General features: G+C 70.7%; 12 protein-coding genes. 4 read left to right on the plus strand and 8 right to left on the minus strand.

Features of this window, described 5'->3' with window-relative positions; all coding sequences use genetic code 11:
- The first annotated feature begins 176 nt into the window (after positions 1-176).
- The 3 genes from ACIQU3_RS26315 to ACIQU3_RS26325 all read left to right on the plus strand — a co-directional run bounded on the left by ACIQU3_RS26315 (position 177) and on the right by ACIQU3_RS26325 (position 4,514).
- Positions 177-2,546, plus strand: coding sequence for a polysaccharide lyase 8 family protein (locus ACIQU3_RS26315; protein ID WP_403736812.1), 2,370 nt, complete (start codon positions 177-179; stop codon positions 2,544-2,546).
- Positions 2,547-2,700: 154 nt separating this feature from the next.
- Positions 2,701-4,284 carry an acyl-CoA carboxylase subunit beta gene (locus ACIQU3_RS26320; RefSeq protein ID WP_403736807.1) on the plus strand — a complete coding sequence of 528 codons (1,584 nt, stop codon included), beginning with the start codon at positions 2,701-2,703 and terminating at the stop codon, positions 4,282-4,284.
- Between the two features lie 35 nt (positions 4,285-4,319).
- Positions 4,320-4,514: an acyl-CoA carboxylase epsilon subunit gene (locus tag ACIQU3_RS26325; RefSeq protein ID WP_403736802.1), complete on the plus strand. Its 195-nt coding sequence runs from the start codon at positions 4,320-4,322 to the stop codon at positions 4,512-4,514.
- A 156-nt stretch (positions 4,515-4,670) separates the two neighbouring features.
- Here ACIQU3_RS26325 and ACIQU3_RS26330 read toward each other — a convergent pair whose 3' ends face one another.
- The 8 genes from ACIQU3_RS26330 to ACIQU3_RS26365 all read right to left on the minus strand — a co-directional run bounded on the left by ACIQU3_RS26330 (position 4,671) and on the right by ACIQU3_RS26365 (position 15,315).
- Positions 4,671-5,252 (minus strand): ATP/GTP-binding protein, encoded by a 582-nt coding sequence (locus ACIQU3_RS26330; RefSeq protein ID WP_014675207.1) that lies wholly within the window; start codon positions 5,250-5,252, stop codon positions 4,671-4,673.
- Positions 5,233-5,811 carry a DUF742 domain-containing protein gene (locus tag ACIQU3_RS26335; protein WP_029181511.1) on the minus strand — a complete coding sequence of 193 codons (579 nt, stop codon included), beginning with the start codon at positions 5,809-5,811 and terminating at the stop codon, positions 5,233-5,235. The genes ACIQU3_RS26330 and ACIQU3_RS26335 overlap by 20 nt, the downstream gene beginning before the upstream one ends.
- Positions 5,812-5,905: 94 nt before the next feature.
- Complete coding sequence (locus ACIQU3_RS26340; RefSeq protein ID WP_004983065.1) at positions 5,906-6,319, minus strand: roadblock/LC7 domain-containing protein; 414 nt, start codon at positions 6,317-6,319, stop codon at positions 5,906-5,908.
- Between the two features lie 10 nt (positions 6,320-6,329).
- The gene (locus ACIQU3_RS26345) at positions 6,330-9,626 is read right to left on the minus strand and encodes a nitrate- and nitrite sensing domain-containing protein (protein ID WP_403928049.1); all 3,297 of its coding nucleotides are present in this window, start codon (positions 9,624-9,626) and stop codon (positions 6,330-6,332) included.
- Between the two features lie 376 nt (positions 9,627-10,002).
- Complete coding sequence (locus ACIQU3_RS26350; protein ID WP_352096868.1) at positions 10,003-10,578, minus strand: ATP/GTP-binding protein; 576 nt, start codon at positions 10,576-10,578, stop codon at positions 10,003-10,005.
- A complete protein-coding gene (locus ACIQU3_RS26355; RefSeq protein ID WP_030851927.1) occupies positions 10,559-10,954 on the minus strand; it encodes a DUF742 domain-containing protein in 396 nt (131 codons plus the stop codon). Before ACIQU3_RS26355 ends, ACIQU3_RS26350 begins: the two co-directional genes overlap by 20 nt.
- A 110-nt stretch (positions 10,955-11,064) precedes the next feature.
- Positions 11,065-11,478 carry a roadblock/LC7 domain-containing protein gene (locus tag ACIQU3_RS26360; protein ID WP_031138073.1) on the minus strand — a complete coding sequence of 138 codons (414 nt, stop codon included), beginning with the start codon at positions 11,476-11,478 and terminating at the stop codon, positions 11,065-11,067.
- Between the two features lie 9 nt (positions 11,479-11,487).
- On the minus strand, positions 11,488-15,315 hold the full coding sequence (locus ACIQU3_RS26365; protein ID WP_403736790.1) for a nitrate- and nitrite sensing domain-containing protein: 3,828 nt from the start codon (positions 15,313-15,315) through the stop codon (positions 11,488-11,490).
- 606 nt (positions 15,316-15,921) lie between these two features.
- On the opposite strand from ACIQU3_RS26365, the gene ACIQU3_RS26370 reads away from it, so the two are divergent.
- Positions 15,922-16,113 carry a hypothetical protein gene (locus tag ACIQU3_RS26370; RefSeq protein WP_403737109.1) on the plus strand — a complete coding sequence of 64 codons (192 nt, stop codon included), beginning with the start codon at positions 15,922-15,924 and terminating at the stop codon, positions 16,111-16,113.
- Positions 16,114-16,236 lie beyond the last annotated feature (123 nt).

Genomic DNA, 16,236 nt, shown 5'->3' on the forward strand with positions numbered 1-16,236 from the left:
TTCCGCAGTTCCGGCCGGGCGGACGCGCAGGGCCACCGGTGCTGCCGATGCGCCACTCCGGTGCCGGTGTGCAGGGCCACCCGCGTGTAGGGCCACCGCGTCGCCGTTCCGCCGTTCCGGTTACTCCGGCCGGTTCCACCGTTCAGGTGACCGCCTCCCCGTGGTAGGGCATGGGCATGACTCCCCAGCGCCGTGTCGTCCCCCGGGGTACGGCCCGGGCCGCCGCCCTGTTCCGGCCCGGCCGCCGTGCCCTGCTGCTGGCGGCCGCGGCCCTCGCGGCGACCGGAGGTACGGCGCCCGCGGGCCCGACCGCCGACCCGCCGGGCGACCCGTACGACACCCTCCGCCGCCGTTGGCTCCGCATCTGCCTCGGCACCGGCTACGACCCGACCGCCGAGCCCTATGCCGCCCGGCTGGCGGAGACCGGCGCACTCGCCCGCGAACTGCACGCGAGCATGGCCCCGACGGCGAACTCCCTCTGGCCGGGCCACCCCTTCGACCCACCGGCCGGCATCACCCTCGGTTACGCGCGCCTGTGGACCATGACGCAGGCCTACGTCCAGCAGGGCACCGGCTCGACCGCCGACCCCGGCCTCCTCGCCGGCGTCCTGCGGGGCCTCGACCACCTCGCCGCCACCGTGTACAACCCCGCCACCACCGCCTACGGCAACTGGTGGGAGTGGCAGATCGGCAGCCCCCGACTGCTGATGGACATCACCGCCGCCCTGTACGAAGAACTCGGCCGGACCCGTGTCGACGCCGCCTGCGCCGCCGTCGACCACTTCGTCCCCGACGCCGCCCTCGGCGACTACAGCGGAACCTCCACCGGCGCGAACCGCGTCGACCTGTGCCGTTCCGTGGTCCTGCGCGGCGTCCTCGGCCGCGACCCCGCCAAGATCGCCCTCGCCCGGGACGCGCTCTCCCCGGTCTTCCCGTACGTCACCCGGGGCGACGGCCTCTACGCCGACGGCTCCTTCGTCCAGCACACCCGGGTCGCCTACTCGGGCACCTACGGCCAAGTCGTGCTCGACGGGCTCGGCCGCCTCTTCGCCCTGCTCGCCGGATCCGGCTGGGAGGTCACCGACCCCGGCCGGCAGATCGTCCTCGACAGCGTCGAGCGGGCCTACGCGCCGCTCCTCCACGACGGACTGGTCATGGACAGCGTCAACGGACGGGCCATCAGCCGCGGTTACCTCACCACCGACGACCGCAAGATCCTGCGCAGCGACCACTACCACGGCCACCGGCTCATCGCGGCCATCGCTCTCCTCGCCACCGGCGCGAGCCCGGCCGAACGCGACCGCTGGCACGCCCGCATCAAGGGCTGGATCGAACGGGACACCGTGAGCCCCCTGCTGACGTCCCGCCAGTTCGATGTCGCCGACCTGGCCCGGCTGCACGCCGTCGCCGGCTCACCCGCCCCGGCCGCGCCCGAACCCGCCGGGCACCACCTGTTCGCGGCCATGGACCGTGCCGTCCACCGCGGCCCCGGCTTCACCGTGAACATCGCCATGGCCAGCGACCGCATCGCCCACTACGAGTGCGGCAACGGGGAGAACCCCCGCGGCTGGCACACCGGCGCGGGCATGGTCAGCTGGTGGGCCGGGGCGAGCGACCAGTACACGGACTGGTTCTGGCCGACGGTCGACTGGTACCGGCTGCCCGGCACCACCGTCTCCACCAAACGGCTCGCCGACCGCGAGGGCGGCGAGTGGGGTACCGCCCACCCGGACGCGCGCTGGGTCGGCGGCACCACCGACGGCACCTGCGCGGCCCTCGGCCAGCACCTCAAGGGCCTCGGCTCCACCCTGGAGGCCCGCAAGTCCTGGTTCTGCCTCGCGGACGCGGTGATCTGCCTGGGCGCCGGGATCACCTGTGCCGACGGCGTCCCGGTCGAGACGGTCGTCGACAACCGCAACCTGGGCGCGAACGGCACCCGGCGTTTCGTGCGGGGACGGAGGTGGGCCCACCTGGAGGACCACGGCGGCTGGCTGGTGCTCGACGGCGAGCTGAAGGCGCTGCGCGAGGACCGCACCGGCGCCTGGTCCGACATCAACACCGGCGGCACCCCGGAGCGGCGCACCCGCCGCTGGCAGACCCTCTGGCTCGACCACGGCACCGACCCCGAGGACGCCACGTACGCCTACGTCCTCATGCCCGGGGCGTCCCGTACCGCGGTCGCGCGGCGCGCCGCCGACCGTCACTGGCTGTCGGTGCTCGCCAACGACCCGGACCGCCAGGCGGTCACCGTGCCCTCCCTGGGCTGCACGGCCGCGAACTTCTGGACGGCGGGCACCGCGGGCCCCCTCGCCGCGTCCGCCGCCGCGAGCGTGCTGACCGTCGTCCGGGGCCGCACCGCTACCCTCTGCGTGAGCGAACCGCCCCGCACCGGGGCAGCCCTGGAGATCACCTGGGACCGCCCGGTCCGGCGGGTGGACCGCCTGGACGACACGGTCGAGGTGCTCTCCACTGGCCGTCGGCTGCGCGTGCGCGTCACTCCGGGGGAGGCATGCGCCACACATATCTGTGAGGTGACTCTCGCCTGACGGTTTTGTGCGACCCATACAAGCGACACGCCCCCTGAGCAGTCGGAAAGGCTGCACTCCGCCACGGTTCTGTTCAGGGGTACCAGGAAAACACGCCGGAGACTGTGAGGAGTCGACGGCCCGCATTTCTCGCTCGGCTTCGTAAGGTCACTACATGACCGTTTTGGATGAGGCGCCGGGTGAGCCGACCGACGCGCGTGGACGCGTGGCCGAACTGCACGAGATCCGTGCGCAGGCGGTGGCCGGACCGAGCGAGAAGGCGACCGCGGCGCAGCACGCCAAGGGCAAGCTGACGGCGCGCGAGCGCATCGAACTCCTCCTCGACCCGGAGTCCTTCCGGGAGGTCGAGCAGCTGCGCCGGCACCGTGCCACGGGCTTCGGCCTGGAGGCCAAGAAGCCGTACACCGACGGTGTGATCACCGGCTGGGGCACGGTGGAGGGCCGCACGGTCTTCGTCTACGCGCACGACTTCCGCATCTTCGGTGGCGCCCTGGGCGAGGCCCACGCCACGAAGATCCACAAGATCATGGACATGGCCATCGCGGCCGGTGCCCCGCTGGTGTCGCTGAACGACGGCGCCGGCGCCCGCATCCAGGAGGGTGTCTCGGCCCTCGCCGGCTACGGCGGCATCTTCCAGCGCAACACCAAGGCCTCGGGTGTGATCCCGCAGATCTCGGTCATGCTCGGCCCGTGTGCCGGCGGCGCGGCCTACAGCCCCGCTCTCACCGACTTCGTCTTCATGGTCCGCGACACCTCGCAGATGTTCATCACCGGCCCGGACGTCGTCAAGGCCGTCACCGGCGAGGAGATCACGCAGAACGGCCTGGGCGGCGCCGACGTCCACGCCGAGACGTCCGGCGTCTGCCACTTCGCCTACGACGACGAAGAGACCTGCATCGCCGAGGTCCGCTACCTGCTCTCGCTGCTCCCGCAGAACAACCGCGAGAACCCGCCCCGCACCGAGTCCTCGGACGCGGCCGACCGCCGCTCGGACGTCCTGCTGGACCTGGTCCCGGCGGACGGCAACCGGCCGTACGACATGGCCAAGGTCATCGAGGAGATCGTCGATGACGGCGACTACCTGGAGGTCCACGAGCGCTGGGCGCGCAACATCATCTGCGCACTGGGCCGGATGGACGGCCAGGTCGTCGGCATCGTGGCGAACCAGCCCCAGTCCCTGGCGGGTGTGCTGGACATCGAGGCCTCCGAGAAGGCGGCCCGCTTCGTACAGATGTGCGACGCGTTCAACATCCCGATCATCACTCTTCTGGACGTCCCCGGCTTCCTCCCGGGCGTCGACCAGGAGCACGGTGGCATCATCCGCCACGGCGCGAAGCTCCTCTACGCCTACTGCAACGCGACCGTGCCGAGGATCTCCCTGATCCTGCGCAAGGCCTACGGAGGTGCGTACATCGTCATGGACAGCCAGTCCATCGGTGCCGACCTCACCTACGCCTGGCCGACGAACGAGATCGCCGTCATGGGAGCGGAGGGTGCGGCCAACGTCATCTTCCGCCGCCAGATCGCCGACGCCGAGGACCCCGAGGCCATGCGGGCCCGCATGGTCAAGGAGTACAAGTCCGAGCTGATGCACCCCTACTACGCGGCCGAGCGCGGCCTGGTCGACGACGTCATCGACCCCGCCGAGACCCGCGAGGTGCTCATCAAGTCCCTCGCGATGCTCCAGACCAAGCACGCGGACCTGCCGTCCCGCAAGCACGGCAACCCGCCGCAGTAACCCTGCGGACATCTTCCTCACGGAGACTGACACCCATGGAATCGCCTGACATCCGCGTCGAGAAGGGCCACGCCGAGCCCGAGGAAGTCGCCGCCATCACGGCCCTCCTCCTGGCCCGCGCCGCCGCCCGCCCCACGGACCCGACCCCGGCCCACCGAGGCCGCATCAAGGCAGGCTGGCGCCGCCTGGAGCGCGAGCCGGGCTTCCGGGCCCCGCACAGCTGGCGCTGACCAACAGCTCGACAAGAGGCCCCTCCACGTGGAGGGGCCTCTTGTCTTTCTGGGGCGAGGGGAACGGCGCGACAAGCCCCCCACAAACCTGCACCCGGCAACGCAACAGCCCCCGGCAGCCCAGAGGCCGCCAGGGGCTGTCCCACAGCGAGAGAGCTAACGGAGCCGAGCCATCAGCGCGTGCTCGACCAGCGTGATCAGCGCAGACTTCGCGTCGGCCCGGTGCCGGGCGTCCGTCGTGATGATGGGAGTGTCCGGGCCGATCTGGAGCGCCTCGCGCACCTCGTCCGGTGTGTACGGCTGCTGGCCGTCGAAGCCGTTGAGCGCGATGACGAACGGCAGGCCGCTGTTCTCGAAGTAGTCGACGGCCGGGAAGCAGTCGGCGAGCCTCCTCGTGTCGACCAGCACGATCGCGCCGATGGCGCCGCGCACCAGGTCGTCCCACATGAACCAGAAGCGGTCCTGACCGGGTGTACCGAACAGGTACAGGATCAGGTCCTGGTCCAGGGTGATACGGCCGAAGTCCATGGCCACCGTGGTGGTGGTCTTGTCCCCGGTGTGGGTGAGGTCGTCGATGCCGGCCGAAGCGGACGTCATGACGGCCTCGGTGCGCAGCGGGTTGATCTCCGAGACGGCACCCACGAACGTGGTCTTGCCCACGCCGAAGCCGCCAGCCACCACGATCTTCGCGGACGTGGTGGAGCGGGAAGGCCCTCCGCTAGAGCTTGCGAAGTCCACTGAGCACCCTTTCGAGCAGTGTCACGTCTGGCTGGCCGCCGGCGTTCTCGTCGCCGCCGGGCTGATGGATGGCGACCAGTCCCGCCTCCGCCAAGTCGGCGACGAGGATCCTGGCCACGCCGAGAGGGATCGTGAGGAGCGCCGAGATCTCGGCGACCGACTTGATTTCCCGGCAGAGGTTGCAGATCCGCTGATGCTCGGGCAGCTGGCCCTGCATCTGGTGCGGCTGCGCAGTGGTGTGCACCAGCGCCTCGATGGCGAGCTGGTAGCGCGGGCGGGTCCGGCCGCCGGTCATGGCGTACGGACGCACCAGGGGGTTGTTCGACGCCCCGGCGGGCGCCGGCTCCGGGGTGCGGCGCTGCGGCTGCACGGGCTGGATGCGCGGGGCCGGTGGCTGGTCGTACGGCGACGGGCCGGGGCCCTGCGGCGCGTACGGCTGCCGGTGGCTGGGTGCGGAGGGGAAGTTGTAACGGTTCGGGTTCTGACCACCGTCGCCCTGGCCCTGGGCAGGGCCGTACGACCAGTTGCCCGAAGACGAACCGCCTGGGGGTGTTGCCACTTTCTCCTCCTCCGACTGTGCCTGGCACCCATCGCTGTGGAGCCGCGTCCCGAAACCTTACGGCCCCGGGACGCCAAAACGCACCGTCCGTCTACTAGTTGAGCAGGCTCCCCTGGAGCTCTGCACGAAGGTCCGGTGTCAGGACCGTACCGGCTCGGTCGACCAACAGCGCCATCTCGTACCCGATGAGGCCGATGTCCGCCTCCGGGTGTGCAAGGACCGCGAGCGACGATCCGTCGGAGATGGACATGATGAACAGGAATCCCCGCTCCATCTCCACAACCGTCTGATTCACGCTGCCGCCCTCGAAGATCCGGGAGGCGCCTGCCGTCAGAGACGTCAGACCGGAGGCGACGGCCGCGAGCTGGTCGGCGCGGTCGCGGGGGAAGCCTTCGGACATCGCCAGAAGGAGTCCGTCGGCGGAGACCACCACCGTGTGGGACACCCCCGGGGTGTTGTCCACGAAGTTGGTGATCAACCAGTTCAGGTTCTGTGCCGCCTGGCTCATCGGGCTCACACTAACGCTCCTGGTTGTAGGTGCTGTCAGGACCGAAGCCCTGGCCGTTCGTTTCACTGCCTGCGCTGCGTCCGCGCTGGACGCCCCGACGCAGGTTGCTCAGCCTGCCCCGGACGTCCTCCGGGGCGCGGGAGACCTGTGGGCCTCCCTGGGGGGTGCTTTCGGCGGCACCCTCGATCAGGTTCGCCTTGGGTACCCGCCTCGGCAGACCGGAGGAGGTGACCCCGCCCGCCTTGGGCTTCCGGAGCTGCGAGGCCTGCTGCCACCGCTCGTCGTTGGCCGAGCGCCAGTCGTCGCCGTTGTTCTCCGAACTGGAGGCCGGCGACTCCTGGCTCACCTGCCGTGCGCCACCCGTGCCGTTCGCACCGCTCGCGGTGGATCCACGGCGGGGAAGCCCGGCGTTGGTCATCGTGTGAGCTGCGGGGCCCGATTCCGGACGGTCGAAGCCTACGCGGTCCTGCTCACTTACGTCAGCGGCCTGCGCAGATTCCGTTTCCGGGGCCTGAGAAGGGTACTGGCTCGGGTAGCCGTTGCGGTAACCGTCCTGCTGCGGCCAGTCGTCCTGGTGACGGCGCTGCTCGAACGCGGCGAAACCGCCCGCCGTGCCCGCACCCTGCTCCGAGGACTCCTCCTGGACCGGCTCCGCATAGGAGGGCTCCGGATAGCCGCCGTTCGGCGAGAAGGTGTCGTTCTGCGGCAGGCCGCCGTTCGGCGCGTAGTACTGCTCGTCGTAAGCAGGCTGCTGCGGCTCCTCGTACGCCGCGTGCCGCTGCTCCTCGTACGACCCCTGCTGCTGCTCGTACGGCGCCTGGCGGTCGTACGCGGACGGCTGCTGCTCCGGGTAGCCGGTCTGGCCGGTGTCGTAGGCCTGTCCGGCGTCGTAGCCCTGCTGCCCGTTGTACTCGTCGCGGTAGCCGGTCGCCTGGGAGGGCTCCTGGCTGCTCTGCGGCAGCGCGGGCTGCTCGTGCGACTGGGCCTCCAGGGCCGCCCGGCGCTCCTCGCGCATCAGGGAGCGGCCGACGGGGTCCAGCTCCCGTATGTCGTCGGGGACGTCGGAGTAGCGGCTGTCGTCGAAGCCGAGCTCCGCGGCCGTACGCATGGGCTGCTGGTTGAAGTTCTCGCCGCCGCCGAAGTTCTGCTCCGGGATGATCTGCGAGACGGTGAACTCGTCGCGGTCCACGTGCTGCTCGCCGCCACCACCATGGGTGATCGCGTCCGGCAGCATGACCAGCGAGGTGGTGCCGGCCTGCTCGCCCGAGGGGCGCAGCTGGACGCGGATGCCGTGCCGGTCGGACAGCCGGCCGACCACGAACAGACCCATGCGCTGCGAGATCGCGGCGTCCACGGTCGGCGGGTTGGCCAGCTTGTGGTTGATGTCCGCGAAGTCCTCGGCGGTCAGGCCGATGCCCTTGTCGTGGATCTCGATCATCACACGGCCGTCGGGAAGACGGGTGGCGGTGACGCGGACCTTGGTCTGCGGGGAGGAGAACGTGGTGGCGTTCTCCAGCAGCTCGGCGAGCAGGTGCACGAGGTCGGTCACGGCGCGGCCGTGGATCTCGGCCTCCGGGACGCCGGAGAGCTCGATGCGCTCGTACTGCTCCACCTCGGAGGAGGCGGCGCGCAGCACGTCGACCAGGGGCACCGGCTGGTCCCAGCGGCGGCCGGGCTCCTCGCCCGCGAGGACCAGGAGGTTCTCGCCGTTGCGGCGCATACGGGTCGCGAGGTGGTCCAGGCGGAAGAGGTTCTCCAGCTGGTCCGGGTCGGCCTCGTTGTTCTCCAGGTCGGTGATCAGGGTCAGCTGGCCCTCGATCAGCGACTGGTTGCGGCGCGACAGGTTGGTGAAGATCGCGTTGATGTTGCCCCGCAGCAGGGCCTGCTCGGCGGCGAGCCGGACGGCTTCGCGGTGGACCTGGTCGAAGGCGCGGGCGACCTCGCCGATCTCGTCCGTGGTGGAGATCGGGATGGGCGCGACACGGGTGTCGACGCGACCGGGGTCGGTGCGGGAGAGCTGGTCGACCAGCATCGGCAGACGCTGCTCGGCGATGCCGAAGGCGGCGTTGCGCAGCTGGCGCATCGAGCGGCTCATCTGGCGGGCGACCGCACCGGCCAGGATGAAGGCCAGGAGCAGGGCGACCACGACGGCGGCACCGGTGATGTAGGCGTCGCGCTGGGCGTCGTCGGCGATGTCCGACGCTTCGCTCACGGCCTTGTCGGCCATGTCCGTCTCGATCTTCTCGTACGCGTTGAACTTGAGCGTGTTGACCGCCCACCAGTTCTCGGCGGTGATGCCCTTCTGCGCGAGTGCGGCACGGGCGCTCGCGTCGGTGCTCGGCAGTGTCGCCACGGCCGAGATCATCGACGTCGGGTTGGCCGGCGGCGGGACGTAGTCGGGGTTCTTGGCCTTGGCCTCCCGGGCCATCGCGGCACCGTCGGCCTTGATCTTGGCCTCGGCCGTCTTCAGCTTGGCCGCGTCCTGCTCGGTGCCACCGCCGATGTACTCCTGCACGGCGATGCGCTCGAGGTAGGCGTACGAGGACAGGGCGATGCGCTGGCTGGCCAGGTTGCCGTCGTCCGGGCCCGGCTTGACCAGGATGTGCATGCCGATCGAGCGCTGCAGCGACAGGGCCGCCTTGGTCAGCTCCATGGCGTACACGGTCCGGCCGTAGCTGGTGATGTTGCCGGTGCCGAGGCCGAGCTCGTTGGCGAACTCCGTCAGCGGGTGGGCGACCTCGACATAGCCCTCTTCGGTCTGTACGCCCTTGAGCTTGGAGCTGTAGGCGACCTGGCGCAGGGTGGCCAGCTTCGGCTCCGCCTTGCGGAACAGGTCCAGGCGGCGCTCCAGGCCGGGCTTGCCCGGCATGTTCTGCGCCGCGGCGTCGAACTCGTCGGCGGCCTCGTCGGTGAGCTTGCGGGCGTCGACGACGGTCTTGTCGTCCTGGCCCTTGCCCTGCAGCAGCGGGGCGGCGGTGATGTCGCGTTCGTTGTAGAGGGCGTTGGCGTAGAGCAGCGACGCGCGGACCAGGCGCGCGGTGTTCTCCGCGTCCTCGGCCTCCTGCCAGGTGTCGATCGAGCTCTTCACCTGGAAGCCGCCCATGACGAGGCCGACCACCACGGGTATGAGCAGGATCGCGTTCAGCCTGGTCGCCACGCGCCAGTTGCGCGGGGAGAGACGGCCGCCGCTCTCGGTGGGCGCGGCCGTCGGTTCCGAACCGGGCACGGGGGCGGGCGCCGCTGTGCGCGGCGGCGGGGTGAAGTTGCCCCGGGCCGACGGCTCGGGACTGTTCTTGCTTCGCCTCACTCGACCAACAACCTCTCGGCGGTCGGCACCAACGTTGTGCCGCAGTGTTCAGAGCCCAAGTCGCCGGCGACGGACGAGTACGTCATTGACTATTGGGCAGTTCAGGCATTCCAGCACGACGACCTGCGCTCTTCCAAACAGTCCGAGGCAGGGAATCGAGGTGATGTAAGCCCCAGATAAAACGGTCATAAAGAGCGAGCCCCGCCAAAAGGCGGGGCGATTGTGCGCGCAGCGAGACCGGATGTGCGCGACGCGTGGCCGTACCACCCGATTCCTCTGCCGAAACGTTATGAACACCTTGGCCGACCGTGTCAAAAGACACAGTCGGCTCCGGTGTATCTACGACAACTGCCGTATGGCGCCTCAGATTTGGGTGCTACCTCAGCCGTGCCATCAAAGCGTGCTCGACCAGCGTGATCAGGGCACTCTTCGCATCGGCCCGGTGCCGGGCGTCCGTCGTGATGATCGGGGTGTCGGGACCGATCTGCAGTGCCTCCCGCACCTCTTCGGGCTGGTAGGGCTGCTGGCCGTCGAAGCCGTTGAGCGCGACGACGAACGGCAGGCCGCTGTTCTCGAAGTAGTCCACGGCCGGGAAGCAGTCGGCCAGGCGCCGGGTGTCCACGAGCACCACCGCGCCGATGGCGCCGCGCACCAGGTCGTCCCACATGAACCAGAAGCGGTCCTGACCGGGCGTACCGAACAGGTACAGGATCAGGTCCTGGTCCAGGGTGATACGGCCGAAGTCCATGGCCACCGTGGTGGTGGTCTTGCCCCCGGTGTGGGTGAGGTCGTCGATGCCGGCCGAAGCGGACGTCATGACGGCCTCGGTGCGCAGCGGGTTGATCTCCGAGACGGCACCCACGAACGTGGTCTTGCCGACGCCGAAGCCACCGGCCACCACGATCTTCGCGGAGGTGGTGGACCGTCCCGCGTCAGAGCTTGCGAAGTCCACTGAGCACCCTTTCGAGCAGTGTCACGTCCGGTGCGCCGGTGGCATCGTCGCCGCCCGGCTGGTGGATCGCGACGAGACCGGCCTCGGCGAGGTCCGCGACCAGGATCCGGGCCACACCCAGCGGCATGTTGAGCAGCGCCGACACCTCGGCCACCGACTTCACCTCACGGCAGAGGTGGCAGATCCGCTGGTGCTCCGGGAGCAGCCCCATGAGCGCGGCGGGGTCCGCGGTCGTACTGATCAGTGCCTCGATGGCCAGCTGGTAGCGCGGCCGCGTCCGGCCACCGGTCATGGCGTAGGGCCTTACCAGCGGCTGGTCGCCCTCGTCCTCGTACGGCTCCGCGTACGGATCATGAGAGGCGGTGGGCGGGGTCATGGGTCCTCCGGGCGGGACAGCAAGTCGGTCAGCAAGCCGTCTGACGGGGCCTGTGTGGGGTGTGTGGCGGCCGGACGGTGATGTGGTGAGACGGGTGGTGCCGGGGCCGATCAGTGGAGCAGACTGCCTTGGAGCTCAGCCCGCAGGTCGGGGGTGAGGACCGCGCCCGCGCGGTCGACCAGGAGGGCCATCTCGTAGCCGACGAGGCCGATGTCGCACTCCGGGTGGGCGAGGACGGCCAGGGACGAGCCGTCCGAGACGGACATGAGGAAGAGAAATCCCCGCTCCATCTCCACCACCGTCTGCGCCACCTCACCCCCCTCGAAGATCCGGGAAGCGCCTGCCGTCAGCGACGTCAGGCCCGAGGCGACGGCCGCGAGCTGGTCGGCGCGGTCGCGCGGAAAGCCCTCCGACAGCGCCAGGAGGAGACCGTCGGCGGACACGACGACGGTGTGGGACACCCCGGGGGTGTTGTCCACGAAGTTGGTGATCAACCAGTTGAGATTCTGTGCCGCCTGGCTCATCGGACTCAACTAACGCTCCTGCTGGTGAGTGGGCCGTGGGTGGCTGCCGGTCTGGGTGGACCCGGCCTGACGACCCTGTGCGATTCCCCGACGGAGATTGGTCAGCCGGCCGCGCACGTCATCGGGCGCACGCGAGACCTGCGGACCGCTCTGGTGGGTTTGCTGCTGCGCCGTTCCCGGGACGAGGTTGGCCCGGGGGACCCGGCGCGGCAGGCCGGAGGTGGTGATACCACCCGCGGCGGGCTGGCGGACGCGCTCGGCCTGGCGGACGAGGTCGTCGTTCGGCGAGGTGCGCCAGCCGGCGGGGGCGGCGGACCGCTGCGGACCGGTGGGTCCCTGCGGCTGCTGCGGGGCGGCCGGTGCGGAGCCGTTGTTCTGCGGCTGCTGCTCCTGCTGGCCGTGGAACCAGTTGGTCTCCAGCGTGTCGTACAGCGGCGTACGACCGTCGCCCGGACCGGACGCCGGCGGCAGGGCCTCGGGCTCCTGACGGACCGGACGGGCCTGCGGGGCGGGCGGACGCGGGGCGCCGAAGTCGGCCGGACCCCGGCCGTTGCCGGCCTGCGACCGCTCGAACCGGCCCGTGCCCGCGGGATCGGCCGACGTGGCCGGACCCGGGAGGCCGGGCCGTCCGGAGCCGTTGTCCTGCCGCTGGGCCGGGTACTGGCTGCCGTTGTCCTGGCGGGGCGCCGGGTACTGACCGGTGGAGCCGTTGTCCTGGCGCGGGGCCGGGTACTGGCTGCCGTTGTCCTGGCGGGGCGCCTGGTACTGACCCGTGGAGCCGTTGTCGTAGGACTGCGGCGCCGGGTACTGGCCCGACGTGGCCGACGCGTCGCGCTGACCGGCGGAGGAGCCGAAGACGTCCGGGCGGACGAACGGGCCCTGGCCCTGCGACGCGTCCGTGCCGGAGCCGAACGGGTCCTGGTGCTGGGGAGCGCCGAAGTCGGACGGAGAGCCGTGGCCCTGCCGGTCGTTGTCGCGCGGCACGGCCGGCATCTCCGCCGTCGCGCCGGGACCCTGACGGTCGTCCACGCGCGGCAGCGACGACGTCCGGGAGAGGTCCGTCTCCTCGTGCCCGCGCGGGGCGTCCAGCGAGGCGCGCGGCGCCGGCGGCTGGGCGTTCTCGTCACTCCAGCTCGGCACGCGCTGCTGCGCGTCACCGCCGGGCAGCTCGGCCCGCGGACCGCCACGCGGCGGCAGCTGCGGCCTGCGGCCCGCGCCCTGCTCGGAGTCACGGCCCTGCTTCTTGCGGCTCCGGCCTCCGCCGAAGGCGTCCTGGCCCTGCGGCCCGTTGGTGCCCGCTGTCTGCATGCCCTGCGGGGCACCCGGCGCCTGCTGGCCGAACCCGCCACCGGAGGGAGCGGAACGGCCCTGCGAGGGATCCTGCTCGAACGGCGAGGTCCCGGGACCCTGCGGTCCACGCGCCCCACCGGGCGCTCCCGGACGGCCGCCGTCCGCGTCACGTCCGGGCAGCGCGGCCCGCGGCCCCTGACCGGAACCTAGCCGGCCACCGCCGGACGCACCGCCGCCGAAGGCACCGCCGGACGCACCGGCCCCGAGGGCACCGGCCCCCTGGCCGGCACCCGCGGCACGCCGCGCCGCGGCCGCACCGGCGGCGGCCTGCGCGGCGGCCGGACCGCCGCCGGACGGCGGCTGACCGGGCTGCTTGGGCTGGGGCTTGCGGCCGCCCTGGGCGACGTCGACGGGCAGCATGACCAGCGCGGTCGTACCACCGGAGTCGGACGGGCGCAGCTGGATGCGGATGCCGTGCCGCTGGGACAGCCGGCCGACCACGAACAGACCCATGCGGCGGGAGACGGAGACGTCCACCGTCGGGGGAGAGGCGAGCCGCTCGTTGATCGCGGCCAGGTCCTCGGGCGAGAGGCCGATACCGGTGTCGTGGATCTCGATCAGCACACGGCCGTCGGGCAGCGCGTGACCGGTGACCTTGACCTTGGTCTGCGGCGACGAGAAGGAGGTCGCGTTCTCCAGCAGCTCGGCGAGCAGGTGCACGAGGTCGTTGACCACGCGGCCGGCCACTTCGGTGGTCGGCACCGAGGCCAGCTCGATGCGCTCGTACTGCTCCACCTCGGACGCCGCTGCGCGGAGCACGTCGACCAGCGGGACCGGGCGGGTCCAGCGGCGGCCGGGCTCCTCACCCGCGAGGACGAGGAGGTTCTCACCGTTACGGCGCATGCGGGTGGCGAGGTGGTCGAGCTTGAACAGCGAGGACAGCTGGTCCGGGTCGGCCTCGCGGGACTCCAGCTCGGAGATCAGCGACAGCTGGCGCTGGATCAGACCCTGGGAGCGGCGCGAGAGGTTGGTGAACATCGCGTTGACGTTGCCCCGCAGCAGGGCCTGCTCGGCGGCGAGGCGGACCGCCTCGCGGTGCACGTCGTCGAAGGCCGCGGCCACCCGGCCGATCTCGTCCCGGGAGTGCACACCGACCGACTCCACGGACGTGTCGACGTCCTGCGGGTCGGACTCGGACAGCTGCTTGACCAGCTCGGGCAGACGGTCGGAGGCGACCTTGGTCGCGGTGTCCTCCAGGCGGCGCAGCGAGCGGATCATGGACCGCGCCACCACGAAGGCGCCGACCAGCGACACACCGAGCACGATCAGGATCAGGGCACCGGAGATGATCGCGTCGCGCTCGGTGGCGCTGCGCAGCTCGCGGGCCTTCTGTTCCATCTCCTCGAGCAGCGTGTGCTCGATGTTCTTCATCTGCTGGATCTTGGTGGAGCTGTCGTCCAGCCAGTCGCGGTAGGACCGCTTGTCCTGCTGGGCGAGACCGCTCGCGGAGACCAGGGCACGGCCCGCGTAGGTGTCGGTCGCCTTGATCGTGGAGTTGCCGCCGTCCTCGATGGGCTTCAGCAGCTCGGCCGCGGCGTCCTCGCCGTAGATGCTCTTGAAGCTGCGGATCTCGGACTTCTGGCTCTCCAGGGCGGACTCGGCGTAGAGCCGGTCGTTCGACGAGAGCTTGCCGGTCGTGGTGTTGCTCGCGGGCAGTGCCGCCGCGAGGGCTGCGCGCTGGATCGAGGAGTACTCCTTGGCGGAGGAGAACGCCGCGAGCGCACGCGTGCGCTGGATCATGTCCGGGTTGCTGGTCGCCTCGGCCATGTCCTGGGAGAGGTCGATCAGGTTCTCGATCAGACGGTGGTACGCCTCGATCGTCTGCGTGGAGTTGCCCTCGGAGGCGTAGGCGCCCTTGCGGATCTGCTCCAGGTCGCCGAGCTCGCCGGCGAGCTGCACGAGGTACTCGCGGACGCCCTTGAGGTTGCCGTCCTTGCTGGCGCCGTCGATCTCCTCGGAGCTGTCGAGGAAGTTCTTCCTCGCCCGGTCGGTCTTCTCGCGAAGTCCCTTGACCGTGAAGTCGCTCGCCTTGCCGCCGTGCGCCAGCGGGCCGGCCGACTGGTCGCGCTCCTCCTGGAGCGCGGCCGACAGCTCGGTGGCCTGCTTCGTCATGTCGGTCAGCAGCTTCATGTTGTCGAGCTGCTGGATGTCGTCCATGGACTGGTCGATACGCAGCGCGCCCAGCGAGGTGGCCGCGACCACCGGGAGGGCGAGCAGCGACACCAGTCGCGTGGAGATGCGCCAGTTGCGCAGGGCTATTCGCGGCCCCGGGCCGGTCGGCCCCGTCGGCGGCTTCAGCGCCGGCGAAGGGCTTCCGGGCCCTGAGGAGGCCGATGCGCCGGGGCGCCCTGAGCGCTCACCGCCGTCACCCGCCGGGCCCTGGTTCTGGGCGTGCTGGGGCGCGGGGCCGCCTTTCACGGGGCCAGTCCCGCCGTGCGGCTCCGGCTCCGCCGAAGCGCTGCCATCCCTCTTGAAACGTCCCTGCACTAGCGTCGCAACCTCTGGACCAGGCACCCCGTCGCCTGAAACGGCGGGGCACGGTGTCGGCGTTCTGGGGACGCCCTGAAATACGCCCCCGTGGTGGTCGTGAGTGACCGGCGCTGGCTCCCCCTTCTCGCCGCCACTCGGCGCGACTGTGCGCCCCCTGTGCGCCGGCTCGATCCTGCGGCGGTCCGTGAGATTCCAGCACAGCACAGGATCTCCAACAAGGCCCGTAGGCCGACCCGTGATGTAGGTGACGCCACGTGAGTGCCGTATCACCGTTCGTGGAAAGCGAGTTCGCCCATATCGGGCGTAACTCCGCGAGTCGCCGAGCTGTGCCGGGTGTCCCAGTCGCCATGATCAGGAGCGGAATGGTGGCTTCAGGGGGTCAATGTCCGTTTCGTTGGGGTGGGACGCGAGTCCGGATTGACCGATTCGCCCTCTGATTCGTGAGAAAACTCACATGCTGATCATGCCCTCTGCGCGTCCGGGCCGGGGAATTGGATGTTTAGCCTGACGCTTTACAGCGATGGCACCATCGACAACCCGCGCCCGTACGGGGGTTCACACACACCCTCCCGGCGCCCGTCACAGGACAGGGTCAAGTAAACAGTGAAGACGACGACGATGTTCCACAAGATCGCCAACCCGCGACGCACGACGCTGGCACACCTGAACGACGCCGACGAACTGCAGACGCCGGAGCAGCAGGAGCACCCCGTCGACCTGCCGGCCCAGACCGCAAACCCCAAGCGCACCGTCCTCATGGAGATCCCCGTCGCGGCCGCCGCGGCCGCGGAGTGACATCCGCTAGTACGCGTGCCGGCCGCCGGATGCTCATGGCGACCGGAACCGTTTTTCCGAGGGGCGCCCCCGCGCGGGGGCGCCCCTTCGTATGTGACGGGGCGCCCCCACGGACATGACGGG

It is taken from the genome of Streptomyces sp. NPDC101110, assembly GCF_044759525.1.
Taxonomy (GTDB): Bacteria; Actinomycetota; Actinomycetes; order Streptomycetales; family Streptomycetaceae; genus Streptomyces.

Excerpts from the sequence above, each read along its gene's own strand:
- ACIQU3_RS26325 (WP_403736802.1), top strand. The coding sequence starts at position 4,320 with ATGGAATCGCCTGACATCCGCGTCGAGAAGGGCCACGCCGAGCCCGAG.
- ACIQU3_RS26360 (WP_031138073.1), bottom strand. The coding sequence starts at position 11,478 with ATGAGCCAGGCGGCACAGAATCTCAACTGGTTGATCACCAACTTCGTG.
- ACIQU3_RS26340 (WP_004983065.1), bottom strand. The coding sequence starts at position 6,319 with ATGAGCCAGGCGGCACAGAACCTGAACTGGTTGATCACCAACTTCGTG.
- ACIQU3_RS26320 (WP_403736807.1), top strand. The coding sequence starts at position 2,701 with ATGACCGTTTTGGATGAGGCGCCGGGTGAGCCGACCGACGCGCGTGGA.
- ACIQU3_RS26355 (WP_030851927.1), bottom strand. The coding sequence starts at position 10,954 with ATGACCCCGCCCACCGCCTCTCATGATCCGTACGCGGAGCCGTACGAG.
- ACIQU3_RS26315 (WP_403736812.1), top strand. The coding sequence starts at position 177 with ATGACTCCCCAGCGCCGTGTCGTCCCCCGGGGTACGGCCCGGGCCGCC.